The following is a 16,386-nucleotide window of genomic DNA, read 5'->3' on the forward strand; positions in this document are numbered from 1 at the left end:
ACCAAAACGACAATTCACGACAAGTCGCAAACTTTCCGAGGACTTCTAGGGTTAGATTCTTAACTTTGCCAGCTATGACTTTGAGCACTTTATCTGCAAAAACAGACCTCGACTCTCTCGATCCCAAGAATTTTATCATTATCAAAAATGCACGGGTCAACAACCTGAAAAATCTCAGCGTTGCCATCCCGAGAAATCATTTTGTGGTAGTGACTGGACTTTCGGGCTCAGGTAAATCCTCATTGGCTTTTGATACGCTTTTTGCCGAAGGCCAAAGAATGTATGTGGAAAGCCTGAGTTCCTATGCCCGCCAGTTTTTGGGCAGAATGGAAAAACCTGAGGTCGAATACATCAAAGGCGTGGCTCCTGCCATTGCGATTCAGCAACAAGTCAATACCAAAAATCCAAGATCTACCGTGGGTACGACTACTGAGATCTATGATTATTTGAAATTACTTTTTGCTCGTGTTGGAAAAACCATTTCTCCAGTTTCAGGCAAAGAAGTAAAGCATCATACAGTTTCAGATATTGTAGATTTTATTCTTTCTTTCGAAGAGGGCTCCAAAGTCATGATTTCATGCCCTTTGCAAGTAGAAAGAGGGAGAAAAATCAATCAGGAATTAGAGTTGCTTTTACAAAAAGGCTATACCCGAATATTGATTGATGGGGAGGCCTATTTTGTGGAGGAACTTTTGGAAGAAAAGAAAATTCCTAAAGGAAAATACGAGGTTCTCATTGACCGTGCTTCTGTCAGAAAAGACGATGAAGACAATCAATTCCGAATTGCAGACTCGGTACAAACAGCACTTTTCGAAGGCCATGGCGATTGTAAAATCACCATCCCAGGCCAGGAGACTAAGAGTTTTTCAGACCGATTCGAATTGGATGGAATGACTTTCGAGCTTCCTTCTGTTAACTTTTTCTCTTTCAACAACCCTTATGGCGCCTGTAAAAGATGTGAAGGTTTCGGGAATGTCTTAGGAATCGATCCTGACTTGGTCATTCCAAATAAAGAGCTTTCGGTTTACGAAGGAGCAATTGCTCCTTGGAGAGGTGAATCTTCCAAATCTTGGTTGGAACCTTTATTGAAAAAGGGAATTGAATTCGACTTTCCAATCCACAGAGCTTACGAAGACCTGACAGAAAAAGAGCAAGAGCTTCTTTGGACCGGAAACAAATATTTCAAAGGCTTGAATGCCTTTTTCAAAGACCTGGAAACCAAAACCCATAAGATCCAATACCGAGTGATGCTTTCTCGCTTTAGAGGAAGAACCACCTGTCCAGAATGCCGTGGTACCCGATTGAGAAAAGATGCTTCCTATGTCAAAATCAATGAAAAATCCATCACGGATTTGGTGTTGATGCCAATTGATGAGGCTCTGGTATTTTTCTCCAATCTCAATTTGGAGGAGCATGAGGCCAAAGTAGCCAACAGACTTTTGAAAGAAATTACCAGCCGATTGGAATTCATGGATCAGGTTGGTTTGGGCTATTTGACCTTAAATCGATTGACTTCAACCCTTTCCGGTGGAGAATATCAGCGAATCAAATTGGCAACAAACTTAGGTTCTGCTCTGGTTGGTTCCATGTATATTCTGGATGAGCCAAGTATCGGTTTGCATCCTAGAGATACCGATCGATTGGTCGGTGTTTTGAAAACCCTGAAAGAACTCGGAAATACCGTAATCGTAGTGGAGCATGAAGAAAAAGTCATGCGTTCTGCGGATCAGATTATCGACATCGGTCCAGATGCAGGAGTTCATGGCGGGGAATTGCTTTTCCAAGGAAGCATAGAAGACTTGATTTCTTCAGGACAAACTCATACAGCAAAATACCTGAGAGGGGAAGAGCATATTTTCCAAAAAAATGGAAATAGAAAGTGGAAGGATAGCATCACTGTCAAAGGTGCCAAAGAAAACAATCTGAAAAACCTGACTGTCCGATTTCCTTTAAATACTTTGACTGTAGTCACAGGGGTTTCTGGCTCAGGAAAATCTACTTTGATCAAGAAAATCCTTTATCCTGCATTGGGTAAAATGCTGGGAACCGTCATCGACGAAAGCGGGAAATATGACAAAATCGAAGGCGATTACAAGCAGATCACGCAAGTGGAGTTTGTGGATCAAAACCCCATCGGGAAGTCTTCTCGCTCGAATCCGGTGACTTATGTGAAGGCTTATGATGCCATCCGAACCTTATTTTCTGAGCAACCTCTTTCTAAGCAGAGAGGATACAAACCGGCATTTTTCTCTTTCAACGTAGACGGAGGAAGATGCGAAGCCTGTGCAGGAGAAGGAACGACGACTGTTGAAATGCAGTTTATGGCGGATATCCACCTGACCTGCGAATCTTGCAAAGGAAAGCGATTCAAAAATGAAATCTTGGATGTCAAATACAAGGACAAGGACATTTCAGATGTCTTGGCTATGAGCATTGATGAGGCGATGGAGTTTTTCCAAGGGAAAAATCAGATCATCAATCGTCTGGCTCCGCTCCAAGAAGTTGGTTTGGGATATATCGGCATGGGTCAAAGCTCCAACACTCTTTCTGGTGGAGAAGCTCAGCGAGTAAAACTAGCTTCCTTCTTAGGAAAAGGTGGAACCAAATCCACCGATCATGTTCTCTTTATTTTCGACGAACCGACCACTGGACTTCACTTCCATGATATCAGCAAGCTCCTACACAGTATCAATGCTTTGATCGATCAAGGACACTCTGTAATCATCATCGAGCACAATACCGAAGTGATCAAGTCCGCAGACTGGGTGATTGATTTGGGACCGGAAGGTGGAAATAAAGGAGGTCATTTGACTTTTGCCGGGACTCCAGAGGATTTGGCAAAAGAGGAAAATAACTTTACAGGAATATATTTGAGGGAGAGTTTTTAATAAAATCAAAGGGCTATTCTCTTCATTTACCATGAAAATCGAAAATCTTAGCTTCGATTTTCATGGTATTTTTGTTTAAAGTCATTTTTCTATCGAGCAATTGGTCCTTTTCCACCTTCGGTTTTCTCACTTTCCTTTTTCCAGTTAAATTCGGCATCGAACGAATCAACAGCTATGAAAAAAACCTTACTCCTTTCCCTTTTACTCTGTTTGGGAATCAGCTTTGCGCAAGCGCAAATCCAGACCCCTGAGCAGTTTCTAGGATACAAACCCGGTGATCGATTCACCCCGCATCACCGAATGGTTGACTACTTTGAGCATGTAGCCGCCAACAACCCAAATGTAAAGTTGATCCAATACGGAGAAACCAATGAAAAGCGTCCTCTGATAATTGCGATACTCTCCAGTGCCGAAAACATGGCAAATCTGGAGCAAATCCGTACTGACAACTTGAAAAGAGCAGGCTTGATGGATGGAACTCCTAGCACATCCATTCCAATCAACTGGATGTCTTTCAATGTGCATGGAAACGAATCTGTGGGTATGGAAGCTGCCATTTCTTCATTCCACACCCTTGCGGATCCGACTAATTCAACTTCTCAGGAATGGTTGAAAAATCAAGTAGTGATCATTGATCCAGCTATCAACCCTGATGGCAGAGATCGATATGCGATGTGGTACAACCAAAAAATGAATACTACGCTTCAGCCGGACCTTCAGTCTATGGAGCATAGCGAACCTTGGCCAGGAGGAAGAGCAAACCACTACCTTTTTGATTTGAACAGAGACTGGGCTTGGCAGGTACAGGTGGAATCTCAGGCGAGATTGAAAATGTACCAGCAGTGGATGCCTCAGCTTCACTTGGATTTCCACGAGCAGGGCATCAACAATCCATTCTACATGGCGCCGGCGGCTGAACCTTTGCATGAGCAATTGACTGCTTGGCAACATGAGTTCCAGGATATTTTCGGGAAAAACACTGCGAAATACTTTGATGAAATGGGCCGTTTCTATTTCACCAAAGAGCGATTTGACTTGCTTTATCCTTCTTATGGTGACACTTACCCAATGTACAATGGTGCAATCGGTATGACTATCGAGCAAGGTGGTGGCGGACAAGCCGGAATCGGTGGATTCAATGCTGTTGGAGACACAGTCACTTTGAGCTATAGAATCGAAGGTCATTATACCGCTGCGATGTCAGCAACTGAAATGACCAGCGCCCATGCGGATAAATTATTGGCAGAGTTTGCCAAATACTATGATGAAAACTCCTCCAATCCGAAAGGACAATACAAGAGCTTTGTCATCAAAGGAGAAAGCAATCCGGCTCAGGTAGCCAAATTGTTGGAGCTTTTGGATAAAAATGGAATCCGATATGGAAAAGCAGGAAGCAAATCCGGCTTGAAAGGATTCGCTTACCAAACAGGAAAATCTGGTTCATTCTCTACTTCTGATGAAGACGTGGTGGTTTCAGCTTATCAGCCAAAATCTGTTTTGGCACAAGTTTTCTTCGAGCCAAATCCTCAATTGAATGACAGTATCACTTACGATATTACCAGCTGGTCACTTCCATATGCCTATGGCGTAGAAGCTTATGCCTTGGAAAGCAGACTAGATCCTGCAGGAGCCTACGAAAGCCCTGAATTCACTCCAAATTCTATTGGGAAAACTCCGGTTGCTTACATCGCTAATTGGCAAGGAACCAGAGCAGCAGCATTCTTAACCAGCCTATTCAACGAAGGAATCAGAGTGAAATATCCTGAGTTCCCATTCAAAACAGAAGGGAAAAGCTTTCCAGCAGGAACGCTTTTAATCACCAAAGGAGACAATAAATATGTGGCTGATTTTGATAAAAAAGTCACTGATGCTGCCAACAAATTCGGAATCGAATTGGCTACCACCATGACTGGATACATGGAGGAAGGCAAAGACTTTGGTTCTCCAAACATCCGTGAGATCAAAGCTCCAAAAGTGGCTCTCATCGGTGGACAGGGGACTTCTTCTCTAGGCTTTGGTGAAGTATGGCATTTCTTCGAGCAAGAATTGAATTACCCTCTTTCCAATTTGGAAATGAATAATATGGGTCGTTACGACTTGAGCAAATACGACGTCATCATTCTACCAGCCACATGGGGAGGCGGATTGAGCAAACCTGCGATGGACAAAGTGATGGATTGGGTAAAAGCTGGTGGGAATTTGATTGCCATAGATGGCGCTTTGAATCTGTTTGCTAACAAAGAAGGCTTTGCTTTGAAGACTTTCGATTCTGATGAGGAGAAAAAAGCAGCTGAGAAAGAATCTGAAGAAATCGCAAAAGCTGAAAGATTAGAACCTTATCAAGAAGGTGAAAGATTGGCTATCTCAGGCGGTACAGAAGGATCCATTTATCAGGTAGATATGGATGTGACTCATCCATTGGGATACGGAACCGGAGGAAAATACTACACCTTGAAAAACAGCTCCAGTCATTATGCTTATATGGATAATGGTGGTAATGCAGGTAAAATCCTTTCCAATGACTCTTATCGAACTGGCTATATCGGTTACAAAATCAAGTCAAAAATGGGAGGAACTTTGGCTATCGGATCTGAAAGACAGGGCAGAGGAAATATCATTTACTTTGTGGACAATCCAATTTTCAGAGGATTCTGGGAATCTGGGAAATTGGTTCTGAGCAATGCCATATTTATGGTTGGTCAGTAAAGAAATCAAAAAACTCAACAGGAAGCCGATTGCAGTAATGTGATCGGCTTTTTTATTTCAAAACTTACCAAAAATCATTTTACCCTGTTGATTATCAATTTCTTTTTCTATTTTTTCTAATTGAAACAATAACCCTAAAATCAAACCATTCATGAAAACCAACAGACGAGATTTTTTCAAAAAAGTAGGCGCTGGAACTTTGGTGGCTGCAGTACCTTTTGCATCCTCTGCCAAGTCTTTATCCTCATCAAATCCAAAACCATCAGATGATCAATTTCTTCAAATCGGGGATGAAATCGCGATAGCGGAAACCAGTTTCGGAAAAGTTAGAGGCTATATCCTCAATGGCGTTTACACCTATTTAGGCATTCCCTATGGAGCAAATACCACTGGCAAAAACAGATTTATGGCACCAAAAAAGCCAGAGACATGGACTGATATAAAGCCCACGATTTGGTGGGGAAATACAGCTCCCCAAATCATGGATAACCGCTATGCAAGTCCTGACTATTCCTTTGCTGATCACTGGAATTATGATGATGTAAGTGAGGATTGTTTAAAACTCAATGTCTGGACAAATGGAATTGCAGACGGCAAAAAACGTCCAGTTTTAGTGTGGCTTCACGGAGGTGGTTTTACCAATGGAAATGCAATCGAGCAAGACGGGTATCATGGAGAAAATCTGGCTAAAAAAGGAGATATCGTATTTGTCTCTATAAATCATCGACTCGGACCAATCGGCTTTACAGATCTTTCTGGAGTTGGTGGTGACAAATACAAAGATTCAGGAAATGTAGGCATGCTGGATATCATCGCATCACTACATTGGGTGAGAGACAACATTGCCAATTTTGGCGGAGATCCCAATAATGTTACGATCATGGGTCAGTCGGGAGGCGGAGCCAAAGTCACCGGCACCATGGCGATGCCAGCATCAAAGGACTTGGTTCATAAAGGAGTTGCTTTGAGTGGAAGTATGCTTTCAGCAAATGATAAGGAATACGCACAAACCTTGGGTAAATATGTCATGGAAGCAGCTGGTTTGACACCTGCTACCCTTGACAAACTACAGGATTTAAGTTGGCGAGAATATTTGGACACTGCTTATATAGCCCAAGAAAGAATGAGAAAAGAATTTCCCTCTCCTGGATTTAGAGGCGGATTTGGTCCGGTAGCAGATGGAATTCATATTCCTGTTGGAGAGTTTTTCTCCGAAACTTCAGCACATGCGAATGACATGCCTCTGATGGTCTGTACCACCTTCCATGAATGGAATCCTACCAGAACAAATGCCGATCTGGAAAAGATTGATTTCTCTGGGGTATTGGAACAATTAAAAGCCCGGTTTGGTGATAAATCGGAGACTATTTTGGCCGCATACCGTCAGGATTTCCCAGAAGCCTCTCCTGCCGATCTATGGGCTATGATCCTTTCCAATCGTCAATCAGCTATCAATACCGCCAATGCAAAATCCAAACAAAATGCTCCTGTCCACTTGGCTTGGTTTGGCTGGGAACCGAATTTGTATGATGGGAGAATGAAGGCTTTTCACTGTATAGATATTTGCTTTTGGTTTGACAACACAGATCGCATGTATACCCATACCGGAGGTGGAGCCAGGCCGCGAGCTTTATCAGAAAAAATGTCAAGCTCACTGCTGGCATTTATGAAAACTGGCGACCCAAATACAAACAAACTACCTTCTTGGCCAAGCTATACTTCCGAAAATATGGAAACCATGATTTTGAACGATTCTTGCGAACTCAAAAACAAACCAGACGGAAATGGACTAAAAGCTTTAGCCTCTTAAAATTTTATCAATTTAATAACAGGTCCAGTATTTCTATTGGACCTGTTTTTTTCTATTTTTAGAAGATATAGCACAGGAATCCAGAAGCTTTTCATCCGCTTTTTAACAATAAACCCTTCCTAATCCTGGATTCAACATTCCTTAATTTACTTTCAACCAGAAAGCCATGACAGATTTCAAAAACTTTCAGGTCCCCTACCCTGTAGCCCCTGAATACTCTACCAAAACGGCTTATTTCTCTATGGAATTCGCCATCCATCAACCGCTAAAAATCTATTCTGGAGGCTTGGGTTTCCTTTCAGGATCTCACCTTCGAAGTGCATACGAATTGAAGCAAAACCTGATTGGGATCGGGATTTTGTGGAAATATGGCTATTACGACCAGAGCCGAAATCAAGATCAAACGCTGAAACCGGAATGGTATGAGAAACTCTATAGTTTTCTAGAAGATACCGGCATCAAGTATCAGATTACTGTTCATGATGTCCCCGTTTGGATAAAGGCATATTACCTGGCTCCTACGATTTTCAATGCAGCTCCTCTTTTTCTGCTCAGCACGGATACACCTGAAAATGACTACCTGAGTCAAACTATTACGCATAAACTATACGATTCAGATACCGCCGCCAAAATCGCCCAATGCATGATTTTGGGAATTGGTGGCGCAAGATTGTTGGATGAGTTGAATTTCAATCCGGATGTCTACCACCTCAATGAAGCGCACGGAGTGAGTTCAGTTTTTCATTTGATGCAAAAATTCGGTTCCAAAGAGGAAGTGAAGAAGCGCTTGGTATTTACCACTCACACACCTGAGGAAGCTGGAAATGAGAAGCATGACTACTATTTGCTTAACAAAATGAGCTTTTTCAATGGCTTCACAGTCGATCAGGTGAAAGAATTAACGGGCATGAAGGGAGATATTTTCAACCACAGTTTGGCTGCTTTGCGATTTGCCAGAAAAGCTAATGGTGTATCCAGACTTCATGGTCAAGTCAGTCGGGAAATGTGGAAAGATTATCCTGATATCCCTGAAATCACACATATCACCAACTCCCAGAACTATAAATACTGGGCCGACAAGCAGCTTTATAACTTTGAGAAAACTGGAGATCAAGCTGCCTTTGATGATCGAAAACGCTATCTCAAAAAAAGAGCCTTTGAAATCGTAGCAGATCAAACGGGACAATTATTGGATCCTGATGTGTTGACTATTGTTTGGGCCAGACGCTTTGCCAGCTACAAAAGAGCTGAGTTGATCACACGGGATTTGAGAAGATTTGATGCTTTGATGAAAAAAACCAAATACCCTATCCAAATCATTTGGGCCGGAAAACCATATCCTCTGGATTATGGGGCGGTTTCGGTTTTCAACCAACTGGTACATTTGAGTAAAAACTATCCGAATATGGCCGTTTGTGTTGGGTATGAATTGACCTTAAGCAAACGTCTCAAGCAGGCTTCTGATATTTGGCTAAACAATCCTCGAGTACCACGGGAAGCCTCCGGGACTTCTGGTATGACGGCCTCTATGAACGGAAGTGTCAATTTCTCCACCTACGATGGATGGATTTGTGAATTTGCAGATCATGGCAAAAACTGCTTTATCGTCCCTTCTCCTAATTATGCCTCCATGAATATCCAAGAGCAGGATGAATACGATTTGAATAAGCTTTATGAAATCTTGGAAAAAGAGATTCTGCCAACCTACTATGAAGACAAAGACAAATGGAGGAAAATCGTCCAAAAAGGGATGACCGATGTGGTCGGATACTTTGAAAGTAACCGGATGGCCAAGGAATATTATGAATTGATGTATAAGGGATAAACCGTTCCTAGACAATTAAAGTCAATTACAAAAGCTCAACTCGGATATTCCGGATTGAGCTTTTACATTCATGCACAAATCTGAATTCGAATGAAAAAATCTTTACTACTGGCATTTCTTTTCACTGGCTTTTCCACAATGGCTCAAGAAGTGATGCCTCCACTTTTACCTTGGTCTGGATCCTCCGAAAAACTAATTGTCGGGTCAGACAATCCTTGGGTAACTCCAGGAGAATTAAGTGGTTTGACAGAATCTCCAACCTATGATGTAACTACTGAATGGGTGAAAAAATTGGCAGATTCCAGTCCCTTTTTGACTTTGAAATCCATTGGGAAAAGTGAGCAAGGTAGGAACATCTGGATGTTGATTGCCTCCAAAAGCCAAAATTTCGATTCAGAATTTTTAGCAAATGAAGACAAAGCCCTCCTTTTCTTTCACGGGGGAATTCATGCCGGGGAAATTGATGGAAAAGATGCGGGAATGATGCTTTTTAGAGATATCACACATGGAAACAAAAGCGAATTATTGGACGAAGCAAATATCCTTTTTATCCCTATCCTAAATGTGGATGGCCATGAGAGAAGAAGTGCATATGGGCGGGTCAATCAAAGAGGCCCTTTGGAAATGGGCTGGAGAACGAATGCACGAAACCTGAACCTCAACAGGGATTATACAAAAATCGAAACCGATGGAATCGATGCTGTTATTGATGTCATAAATGCCTATGATCCGGATTTATACGTCGATGTCCATGTGACCGATGGGGCCGATTATCAATATGATGTCACCTATGGCTATGTCAAAACGGGCGGCTATTCCCCAGCAATCAGCAAATTCCTTTTTGAGAATTTCCAACCAGAAGTAGATCAGGCCTTGAGCAAAGCGGGGCACATTCCCGGACCTTTATTGTTTGCAGCAAATGGAGATGATTTTACTGAAGGGAATGTCGCTTTTTCATTTAGCCCACGCTTTTCCCATACCTATGGAGATGTTCGACACATGCCTTCCATTTTGATAGAAAACCATTCATTGAAACCATTCCGTCAGCGGGTTTTGGGAACCTATGTCTTTTTGGAGCAAGCTATCAAAAGTATTTCCAAACATTATCAGACAATCCAAAAGGCAGTTGCTGATGATCAAAACCAACAGGAAAAGAGTTTGCCTGTCAAGTTTGCTTTCCGAGAGACACCTGCTGACACCATGGACTTCAAAGCCATTGCTTCCCACAAGGAAAAATCTCAGATCACAGGAGCGGAATATGTGGTATGGGATGCCAAGGCTATTTCTCAGAAAGTCCCGAGTCTGTTGATGGATGTCCCAGTTCAGTCTGTTGAAATTCCAAAAGCTTATTGGGTCTCCTCTGAATGGAGTGAATTGATCGAAAAACTCCAGAAACATGGGATCGAGATGGAGATCCTTTCTACTCTACAAGAAAAAGAACTGGAGTTTTCCAAAGTGAGCGAATACAAAATGGGCAATCAGCCTTATGAGGGAATGATGCGAGTCCAAAGTTTTGAAACTGAGAAGATCTCAAGATCACAAACTTACCTTCCAGGCTCAGTTCGAATCCCGACTGATCAGGATTTAAAAGAATTGTTGGTTGTCTTGATGGAAGAGGAATCTGTTGACAGTTTTTTCCAATGGGGCTTTTTCAATACGATATTCTCCAGAACAGAATACATGGAAACCTACATCATGGAACCTATGATGAAGCAGATGATGGAGAAAAATACAGAACTCAAGCAAAAACTGGAAGAAGCCAAAACCGCTGATCTTGAACTGGCTAAAAATCCAAGAAGAATTTACAGCTGGTTTTATGAACAAACCCCATACATTGATCAAAACTGGAAAGTTATTCCGGTGGGTAGGGAATGGTAAGTTTTTGATATGAAAATAGAGCATTTAGCGATTTGGGTTGGAGATCTGGAAGCCATGAAAACATGGTATTGTGAAATTCTGGGCATGAAGGCTGGAGAACGATATCATAATCCCAAAAAAGGCTTTAGCTCTTATTTTCTTTCATTTGAATCAGGAGCCAGAATTGAGCTGATGCATAGGAGCGATGTAAACCCAAGAGGGAATAGCCCTCAAATTGGCTATGCGCACATTGCTTTATCCTTGGGATCCAAAGTTGAAGTAGATGAAAAAACTGCCGAATTCAAGCAGAAAGGAATTCCTGTATTGGATGGACCGAGAACTACAGGAGACGGATATTATGAATCCGTCATTCAAGACCCAGAAGGAAACTTGATTGAGTTAACTATTTAACATTTTAGAAACCACTGAGACCTACTTTGGGTTATTAGAATAAATCTGGCAGATCAAGCGATAAATCAGTACCTTCGCCGTTTAAATCTTTCCCATAAATTATGAGTCAAGCCCCTGCTACACAGGAAGAATTTATTGAGATTTTTGGTGCCCGTGAGCACAATTTGAAAAACCTGGACATCAAGATTCCAAGGAATCAACTGGTGGTAGTCACAGGTCTCAGTGGCAGTGGTAAAAGCTCTTTGGCTTTTGACACCATCTATTCTGAGGGGCAAAGACGATATCTGGAGAGTTTTTCTGCCTATGCCCGTTCATTTTTGGGCGGGATGGAGAGACCCGATGTAGATAAAATCAATGGCCTTTCTCCTGTAATTGCTATTGAGCAAAAGACCACCTCAAAAAATCCGAGATCCACTGTCGGCACAGTCACAGAAATTTACGATTTCATGCGATTGCTTTATGCCAGAGCAGGAGAAGCATATTCCTACGAAACGGGCAAAAAAATGATCCGCCAAACCGAGGATCAGATTATTGAACAGCTTTTCTCAAAATTTTCAGGAAAGAAATTATACATCCTTGCCCCTGTCGTCAAAGGAAGAAAAGGGCATTATCGGGAGCTTTTTGAGCAAATCCGAAAAATGGGATTCTCGAAAGTTCGAGTGGATGGTGTCGTGATGGAGATGGTGCCAAAGATGCAGGTCGACAGATACAAAATCCACGATATTGAGATTGTTATTGATAGAATCGTCGCTGATGAAGCTGATCGATTCCGGATCACTCAATCCCTCAAATCAGCTTTGCAGCATGGAAAAGGGGTGATGATGATCCGTGAAGAGTCCGGTGAAATCCATCATTTCTCCAAATATCTGATGGACCCTGAAACAGGTCTATCCTATGATGAACCAGCTCCCAATACCTTCTCATTCAACAGCCCATATGGTGCTTGCCCAACTTGTAATGGATTGGGGATTACAGAAGAAGTTACCAAGGAAAGTATCATTCCAGATCCAAAATTGAGCATTACAAGGGGTGGAATTGCACCTCTAGGAGAATATAGAGACATCTGGATTTTCAAGAAAATCGAAGCCATACTCAAGCATTACAAATGCAGCATGAGTACGCCTATCGAAAAGCTTCCAGAGAATGTGGTCGACGTCCTTCTCTATGGAGACAAAGTTGAAGTGGCTGTAGACTCGGTTAAATATCCGGGAACAAAATGGCATACCACTTTCGAGGGGATTGTGAATTTCCTTCAGAAATATCAGGAGGGAAGCTCTGAAAAAATTCAGGATTGGGTATCGGAATTTACCGTAACTCAAACCTGTCCTGATTGTCATGGCTATAGATTAAAAAAAGAAGCCCTTCACTTCAAAATCGCCGAAAAACACATTGGTGAATTGGCGATGATGGATATTCAAACCTTAGGAAACTGGTTTGAAGGCATAGAAGATAGATTGACTGAAAAGCAGCAAATCATCGCTCAGGAAGTTTTGAAAGAAATCAGAAAGCGAATCGGTTTCTTGTTGGATATCGGATTGGATTATTTGACTCTAAACAGACCTATCCGAACTCTTTCTGGTGGTGAAGCACAACGTATCAGATTGGCTACACAAATCGGTACCCAATTGGTAGGGGTACTTTACATTTTGGATGAGCCAAGCATTGGTTTGCATCAAAGAGACAATGTCAAATTGATCCAGGCACTTCAAAGCCTTCGCGACTTAGGCAACTCTGTATTGGTTGTCGAGCATGACAAAGACATGATGCTGGAATCGGACTATATCCTAGATATGGGGCCAGGCGCTGGTAGACATGGCGGACATGTAGTTGCTTCAGGAACTCCTAAGGAAATCCTCAAACAAGGCGGGGTAACTGCCAATTATCTCAAAGGTAAAACTGGACTTCCAATTCCTGATGAACGCAAAAAAGGAAAAGGAGAAAGCTTGATGCTAAAGGGGGCCTCAGGCAATAACCTCAAAAATGTAGACTTGGAAATCCCTCTCGGGACTTTGACTTTGATCACAGGAGTATCTGGAAGTGGAAAGAGTACCTTGATCCACGAAACCTTATATCCTATTCTTCGCCAGCATTTCTACAATTCGAAGAAAGACCCTATGCCATATGAGAGTTTCTCTGGCTTAGAGCATTTGGATAAAGTAATCGAAGTAGACCAATCTCCTATCGGCAGAACTCCAAGATCTAATCCAGCAACTTACACAGGTGTATTCTCTGATATCCGAACGCTATTTACTGAATTACCTGAGGCAAAAATCCGTGGCTATAAACCGGGCAGATTCTCTTTCAACGTGAAAGGAGGAAGATGTGAGGATTGCGAAGGAGCAGGAATGAAGTTGATCGAAATGGACTTCCTACCGGATGTTCACATTCCTTGCGAAACCTGTAAAGGCAAGCGCTATAACAGAGAAACACTGGAAGTAAGGTTTAAAGGAAAATCCATCTCCGATGTACTGGATATGACAGTGGAGCAAGCAGTCGATTTTTTCCATAACCAGCCAAAGATTCTTCGTAAGATCAAAACGTTGAACGATGTAGGTTTAGGTTATATCACTTTGGGACAACATGCCACCACTCTTTCAGGAGGTGAGGCTCAGCGTGTGAAGTTGGCAACAGAACTTTCCAAAAAAGATACCGGAAAGACTTTCTATATCTTAGATGAACCGACGACAGGACTTCATTTTCAGGATATCGCCATGTTGATGACAGTCCTCCAGAAGTTGGTAGACAAAGGCAATACAGTATTGATTATTGAGCACAATCTGGACGTGATTAAGGTCGCAGATTACGTGGTAGATTTAGGTCCAGAAGGAGGAAACAAAGGAGGGAATATACTAGTCAGCGGAACACCTGAAGATGTTGCAAATCATCCAAAAAGTTACACTGGAAAATTCCTGAAAATAGAATTAAATAGCTGATTTAGGGGCAAATCAGCGCTATACTCCTTTTATCACAATCCAAATTTTCCTTTCTCAAGCTTCAGTATCTTTGAGGTTCTATGAATCGCATCAGCTTATATTGGCTTTTACAAATCCTGGGTTGGGGAGGTATCGCCTTTGTGCAAATTTTCTTTGTATCCCTATCTGACAGAGGTATTACTTCGGTGCAAACATGGGCATTTATAGCAATATCTGTCTTCTACCTTCTGTCCACCCATTTCCTTCGATTTATTGTAAAAAAGTACGATTGGTTTAAGTTGAGTATCTCTCAGCTACTTTTTCAATCTGTGCTGGCAATGTTGGCTTTAAGTTTTGTCAATATTGTCGTTCAGTTTTTGATCAACGGATCCTTTGGTATTCTAGATCCCAATGAAGATTTCGATGTGCTACTTATCCTAGCCAATCTATTTCTTGCCTTCCTTTTTTATGCGATGTGGTTTTTGTTGTACTTCTTGTTCCACTTTCTGGATAACTACAATACCACGCTGAGATATGAAGCCAAAATCAACCAAATCCGACTAAATCACCTGAAAAGTCAACTTAATCCTCATTTCATCTTTAACGCTTTGAACTCAGTAAGAGCACTTGTTGACGAGGATCCTGACAAAGCTAAAGGAGCAATCACCCGAATCTCCAACATACTTCGCTTTTCCTTGATGATGGATAAAAAACAAACCATCGAATTTGAAGACGAGTTAAATACCGTCAAGGATTATCTGACTTTGGAGTCTATCCGTTTCGAAGAGCGGCTTCAGGTCGAGTACAATGTTGAAGATGAGGCATTTAATTACAAAATACCTCCAATGATGCTTCAGACCATTGTTGAAAATGCAATTAAGCATGGAATATCAAATTTGGTCAAAGGAGGTTTGATTGAGATCAAATGCAGAGAAGGTCTCGAGGATGATTTGTATATTCAGGTGAAAAATAGCGGTCACCTTGCCACACCCCCTAGTTTGAAGGCGAAAGCCGACGGAGGGCATGGTCTCAGCAACACTGTACAGCGATTACGTTTGATTTATGGAGAAAAGGCGAGCTTTCGCATTTTCAACTCTGGCAATCAATACGTTATCACAGAAATCAAAATCCCGAAACAAAGAGTTACATTCGAATCATAAAACGAATATATAATGCGAGCCATAGTAATTGACGACGAAAGATTGGCCAGAAAGGAGCTGATCACCCTTCTTAATCAGCTGGAAACCGTCGAAGTAGTCGGAGAAGCAGTCAATGTAGAAGATGCAAAAGAAAAAATAGATCAATTGAGTCCAGATGTGATTTTCTTGGATATTCAAATGCCAGAAAAGACTGGTTTCGATCTATTGGAAGAACTAGACAACGTTCCTCACGTGATCTTCACAACAGCTTATGACGAGTATGCCTTGAAAGCTTTCCAAGTAAATGCTCTGGATTACCTCTTGAAACCAATTGAACCAAAAAGATTGGAAGAAGCAATTCAGAAGCTTTCTGGAAAATTTGATTCCCAAAGCAAGCGCGAAGATGAACCTACCTCTTCAAGCAATAAAAAATTGACGCTAGACGATCAGGTTTTTGTGAAGGACGGAGACAGATGCTGGTTTGTGCGACTTTCCAACGTAAGACTCTTCGAATCTGACGGAAACTACATCAAGGTTTATTTCGATAATTTCAAGCCAATGATTCATAAATCCTTGAATGCTTTGGATGAAAGACTGGATGAAAAGTCCTTTTTCCGTGCTAGCAGAAAGCATATCATCAACTTAGGGTGGGTCGAAGCGATCGAGCCTTGGTTCAACGGAGGTCTTGTAGTTACCTTAAGAGGAGGAGACAGAATTGAGGTAAGCCGCAGACAAGCAGCGAGATTCAAGGAAATGATGAGTCTATAACTTTCATAGACAAAAAAAAGCATTTGATTTCCCGAATAAAATTCTGTAATTAGTGGAAGCTAGTTTTAGT

9 protein-coding genes are annotated in these 16,386 nt (G+C 41.8%); all 9 read left to right on the forward strand.

Annotation, left to right across the window (positions count from 1 at the left end):
* The first annotated feature begins 74 nt into the window (after positions 1–74).
* The 9 genes from uvrA (BUF13_RS07580) to BUF13_RS07620 all read left to right on the forward strand — a co-directional run bounded on the left by uvrA (BUF13_RS07580) (position 75) and on the right by BUF13_RS07620 (position 16,316).
* The gene (gene uvrA, locus BUF13_RS07580; protein ID WP_073571175.1) at positions 75–2,888 is read left to right on the forward strand and encodes an excinuclease ABC subunit UvrA; all 2,814 of its coding nucleotides are present in this window, start codon (positions 75–77) and stop codon (positions 2,886–2,888) included.
* 174 nt (positions 2,889–3,062) lie between these two features.
* Positions 3,063–5,594, forward strand: a complete 2,532-nt coding sequence (locus tag BUF13_RS07585; RefSeq protein WP_073571176.1) for a M14 family metallopeptidase — start codon at positions 3,063–3,065, stop codon at positions 5,592–5,594.
* A gap of 151 nt (positions 5,595–5,745) precedes the next feature.
* Positions 5,746–7,404, forward strand: coding sequence for a carboxylesterase/lipase family protein (locus BUF13_RS07590; protein ID WP_073571177.1), 1,659 nt, complete (start codon positions 5,746–5,748; stop codon positions 7,402–7,404).
* Between the two features lie 166 nt (positions 7,405–7,570).
* Complete coding sequence (glgP, locus tag BUF13_RS07595; protein ID WP_073571178.1) at positions 7,571–9,229, forward strand: alpha-glucan family phosphorylase; 1,659 nt, start codon at positions 7,571–7,573, stop codon at positions 9,227–9,229.
* Positions 9,230–9,319: 90 nt separating this feature from the next.
* Positions 9,320–11,107, forward strand: coding sequence for a M14 family metallopeptidase (locus BUF13_RS07600; RefSeq protein ID WP_073571179.1), 1,788 nt, complete (start codon positions 9,320–9,322; stop codon positions 11,105–11,107).
* A 9-nt stretch (positions 11,108–11,116) separates the two neighbouring features.
* Positions 11,117–11,497, forward strand: a complete 381-nt coding sequence (locus BUF13_RS07605; RefSeq protein WP_073571180.1) for a VOC family protein — start codon at positions 11,117–11,119, stop codon at positions 11,495–11,497.
* A gap of 101 nt (positions 11,498–11,598) precedes the next feature.
* A complete protein-coding gene (uvrA, locus tag BUF13_RS07610) occupies positions 11,599–14,430 on the forward strand; it encodes an excinuclease ABC subunit UvrA (protein ID WP_073571181.1) in 2,832 nt (943 codons plus the stop codon).
* A gap of 80 nt (positions 14,431–14,510) precedes the next feature.
* Positions 14,511–15,569, forward strand: coding sequence for a sensor histidine kinase (locus BUF13_RS07615; RefSeq protein ID WP_073571182.1), 1,059 nt, complete (start codon positions 14,511–14,513; stop codon positions 15,567–15,569).
* A gap of 12 nt (positions 15,570–15,581) precedes the next feature.
* Positions 15,582–16,316 carry a LytR/AlgR family response regulator transcription factor gene (locus BUF13_RS07620; protein ID WP_073571183.1) on the forward strand — a complete coding sequence of 245 codons (735 nt, stop codon included), beginning with the start codon at positions 15,582–15,584 and terminating at the stop codon, positions 16,314–16,316.
* The last annotated feature ends 70 nt before the right edge of the window (positions 16,317–16,386 follow it).

This window comes from Algoriphagus zhangzhouensis, assembly GCF_900148515.1.
GTDB lineage: Bacteria > Bacteroidota > Bacteroidia > Cytophagales > Cyclobacteriaceae > Algoriphagus > Algoriphagus zhangzhouensis.

Excerpts from the sequence above, each read along its gene's own strand:
- uvrA (WP_073571175.1), top strand. The coding sequence starts at position 75 with ATGACTTTGAGCACTTTATCTGCAAAAACAGACCTCGACTCTCTCGAT.
- BUF13_RS07605 (WP_073571180.1), top strand. The coding sequence starts at position 11,117 with ATGAAAATAGAGCATTTAGCGATTTGGGTTGGAGATCTGGAAGCCATG.
- glgP (WP_073571178.1), top strand. The coding sequence starts at position 7,571 with ATGACAGATTTCAAAAACTTTCAGGTCCCCTACCCTGTAGCCCCTGAA.
- BUF13_RS07615 (WP_073571182.1), top strand. The coding sequence starts at position 14,511 with ATGAATCGCATCAGCTTATATTGGCTTTTACAAATCCTGGGTTGGGGA.
- uvrA (WP_073571181.1), top strand. The coding sequence starts at position 11,599 with ATGAGTCAAGCCCCTGCTACACAGGAAGAATTTATTGAGATTTTTGGT.
- BUF13_RS07600 (WP_073571179.1), top strand. The coding sequence starts at position 9,320 with ATGAAAAAATCTTTACTACTGGCATTTCTTTTCACTGGCTTTTCCACA.
- BUF13_RS07590 (WP_073571177.1), top strand. The coding sequence starts at position 5,746 with ATGAAAACCAACAGACGAGATTTTTTCAAAAAAGTAGGCGCTGGAACT.
- BUF13_RS07620 (WP_073571183.1), top strand. The coding sequence starts at position 15,582 with ATGCGAGCCATAGTAATTGACGACGAAAGATTGGCCAGAAAGGAGCTG.
- BUF13_RS07585 (WP_073571176.1), top strand. The coding sequence starts at position 3,063 with ATGAAAAAAACCTTACTCCTTTCCCTTTTACTCTGTTTGGGAATCAGC.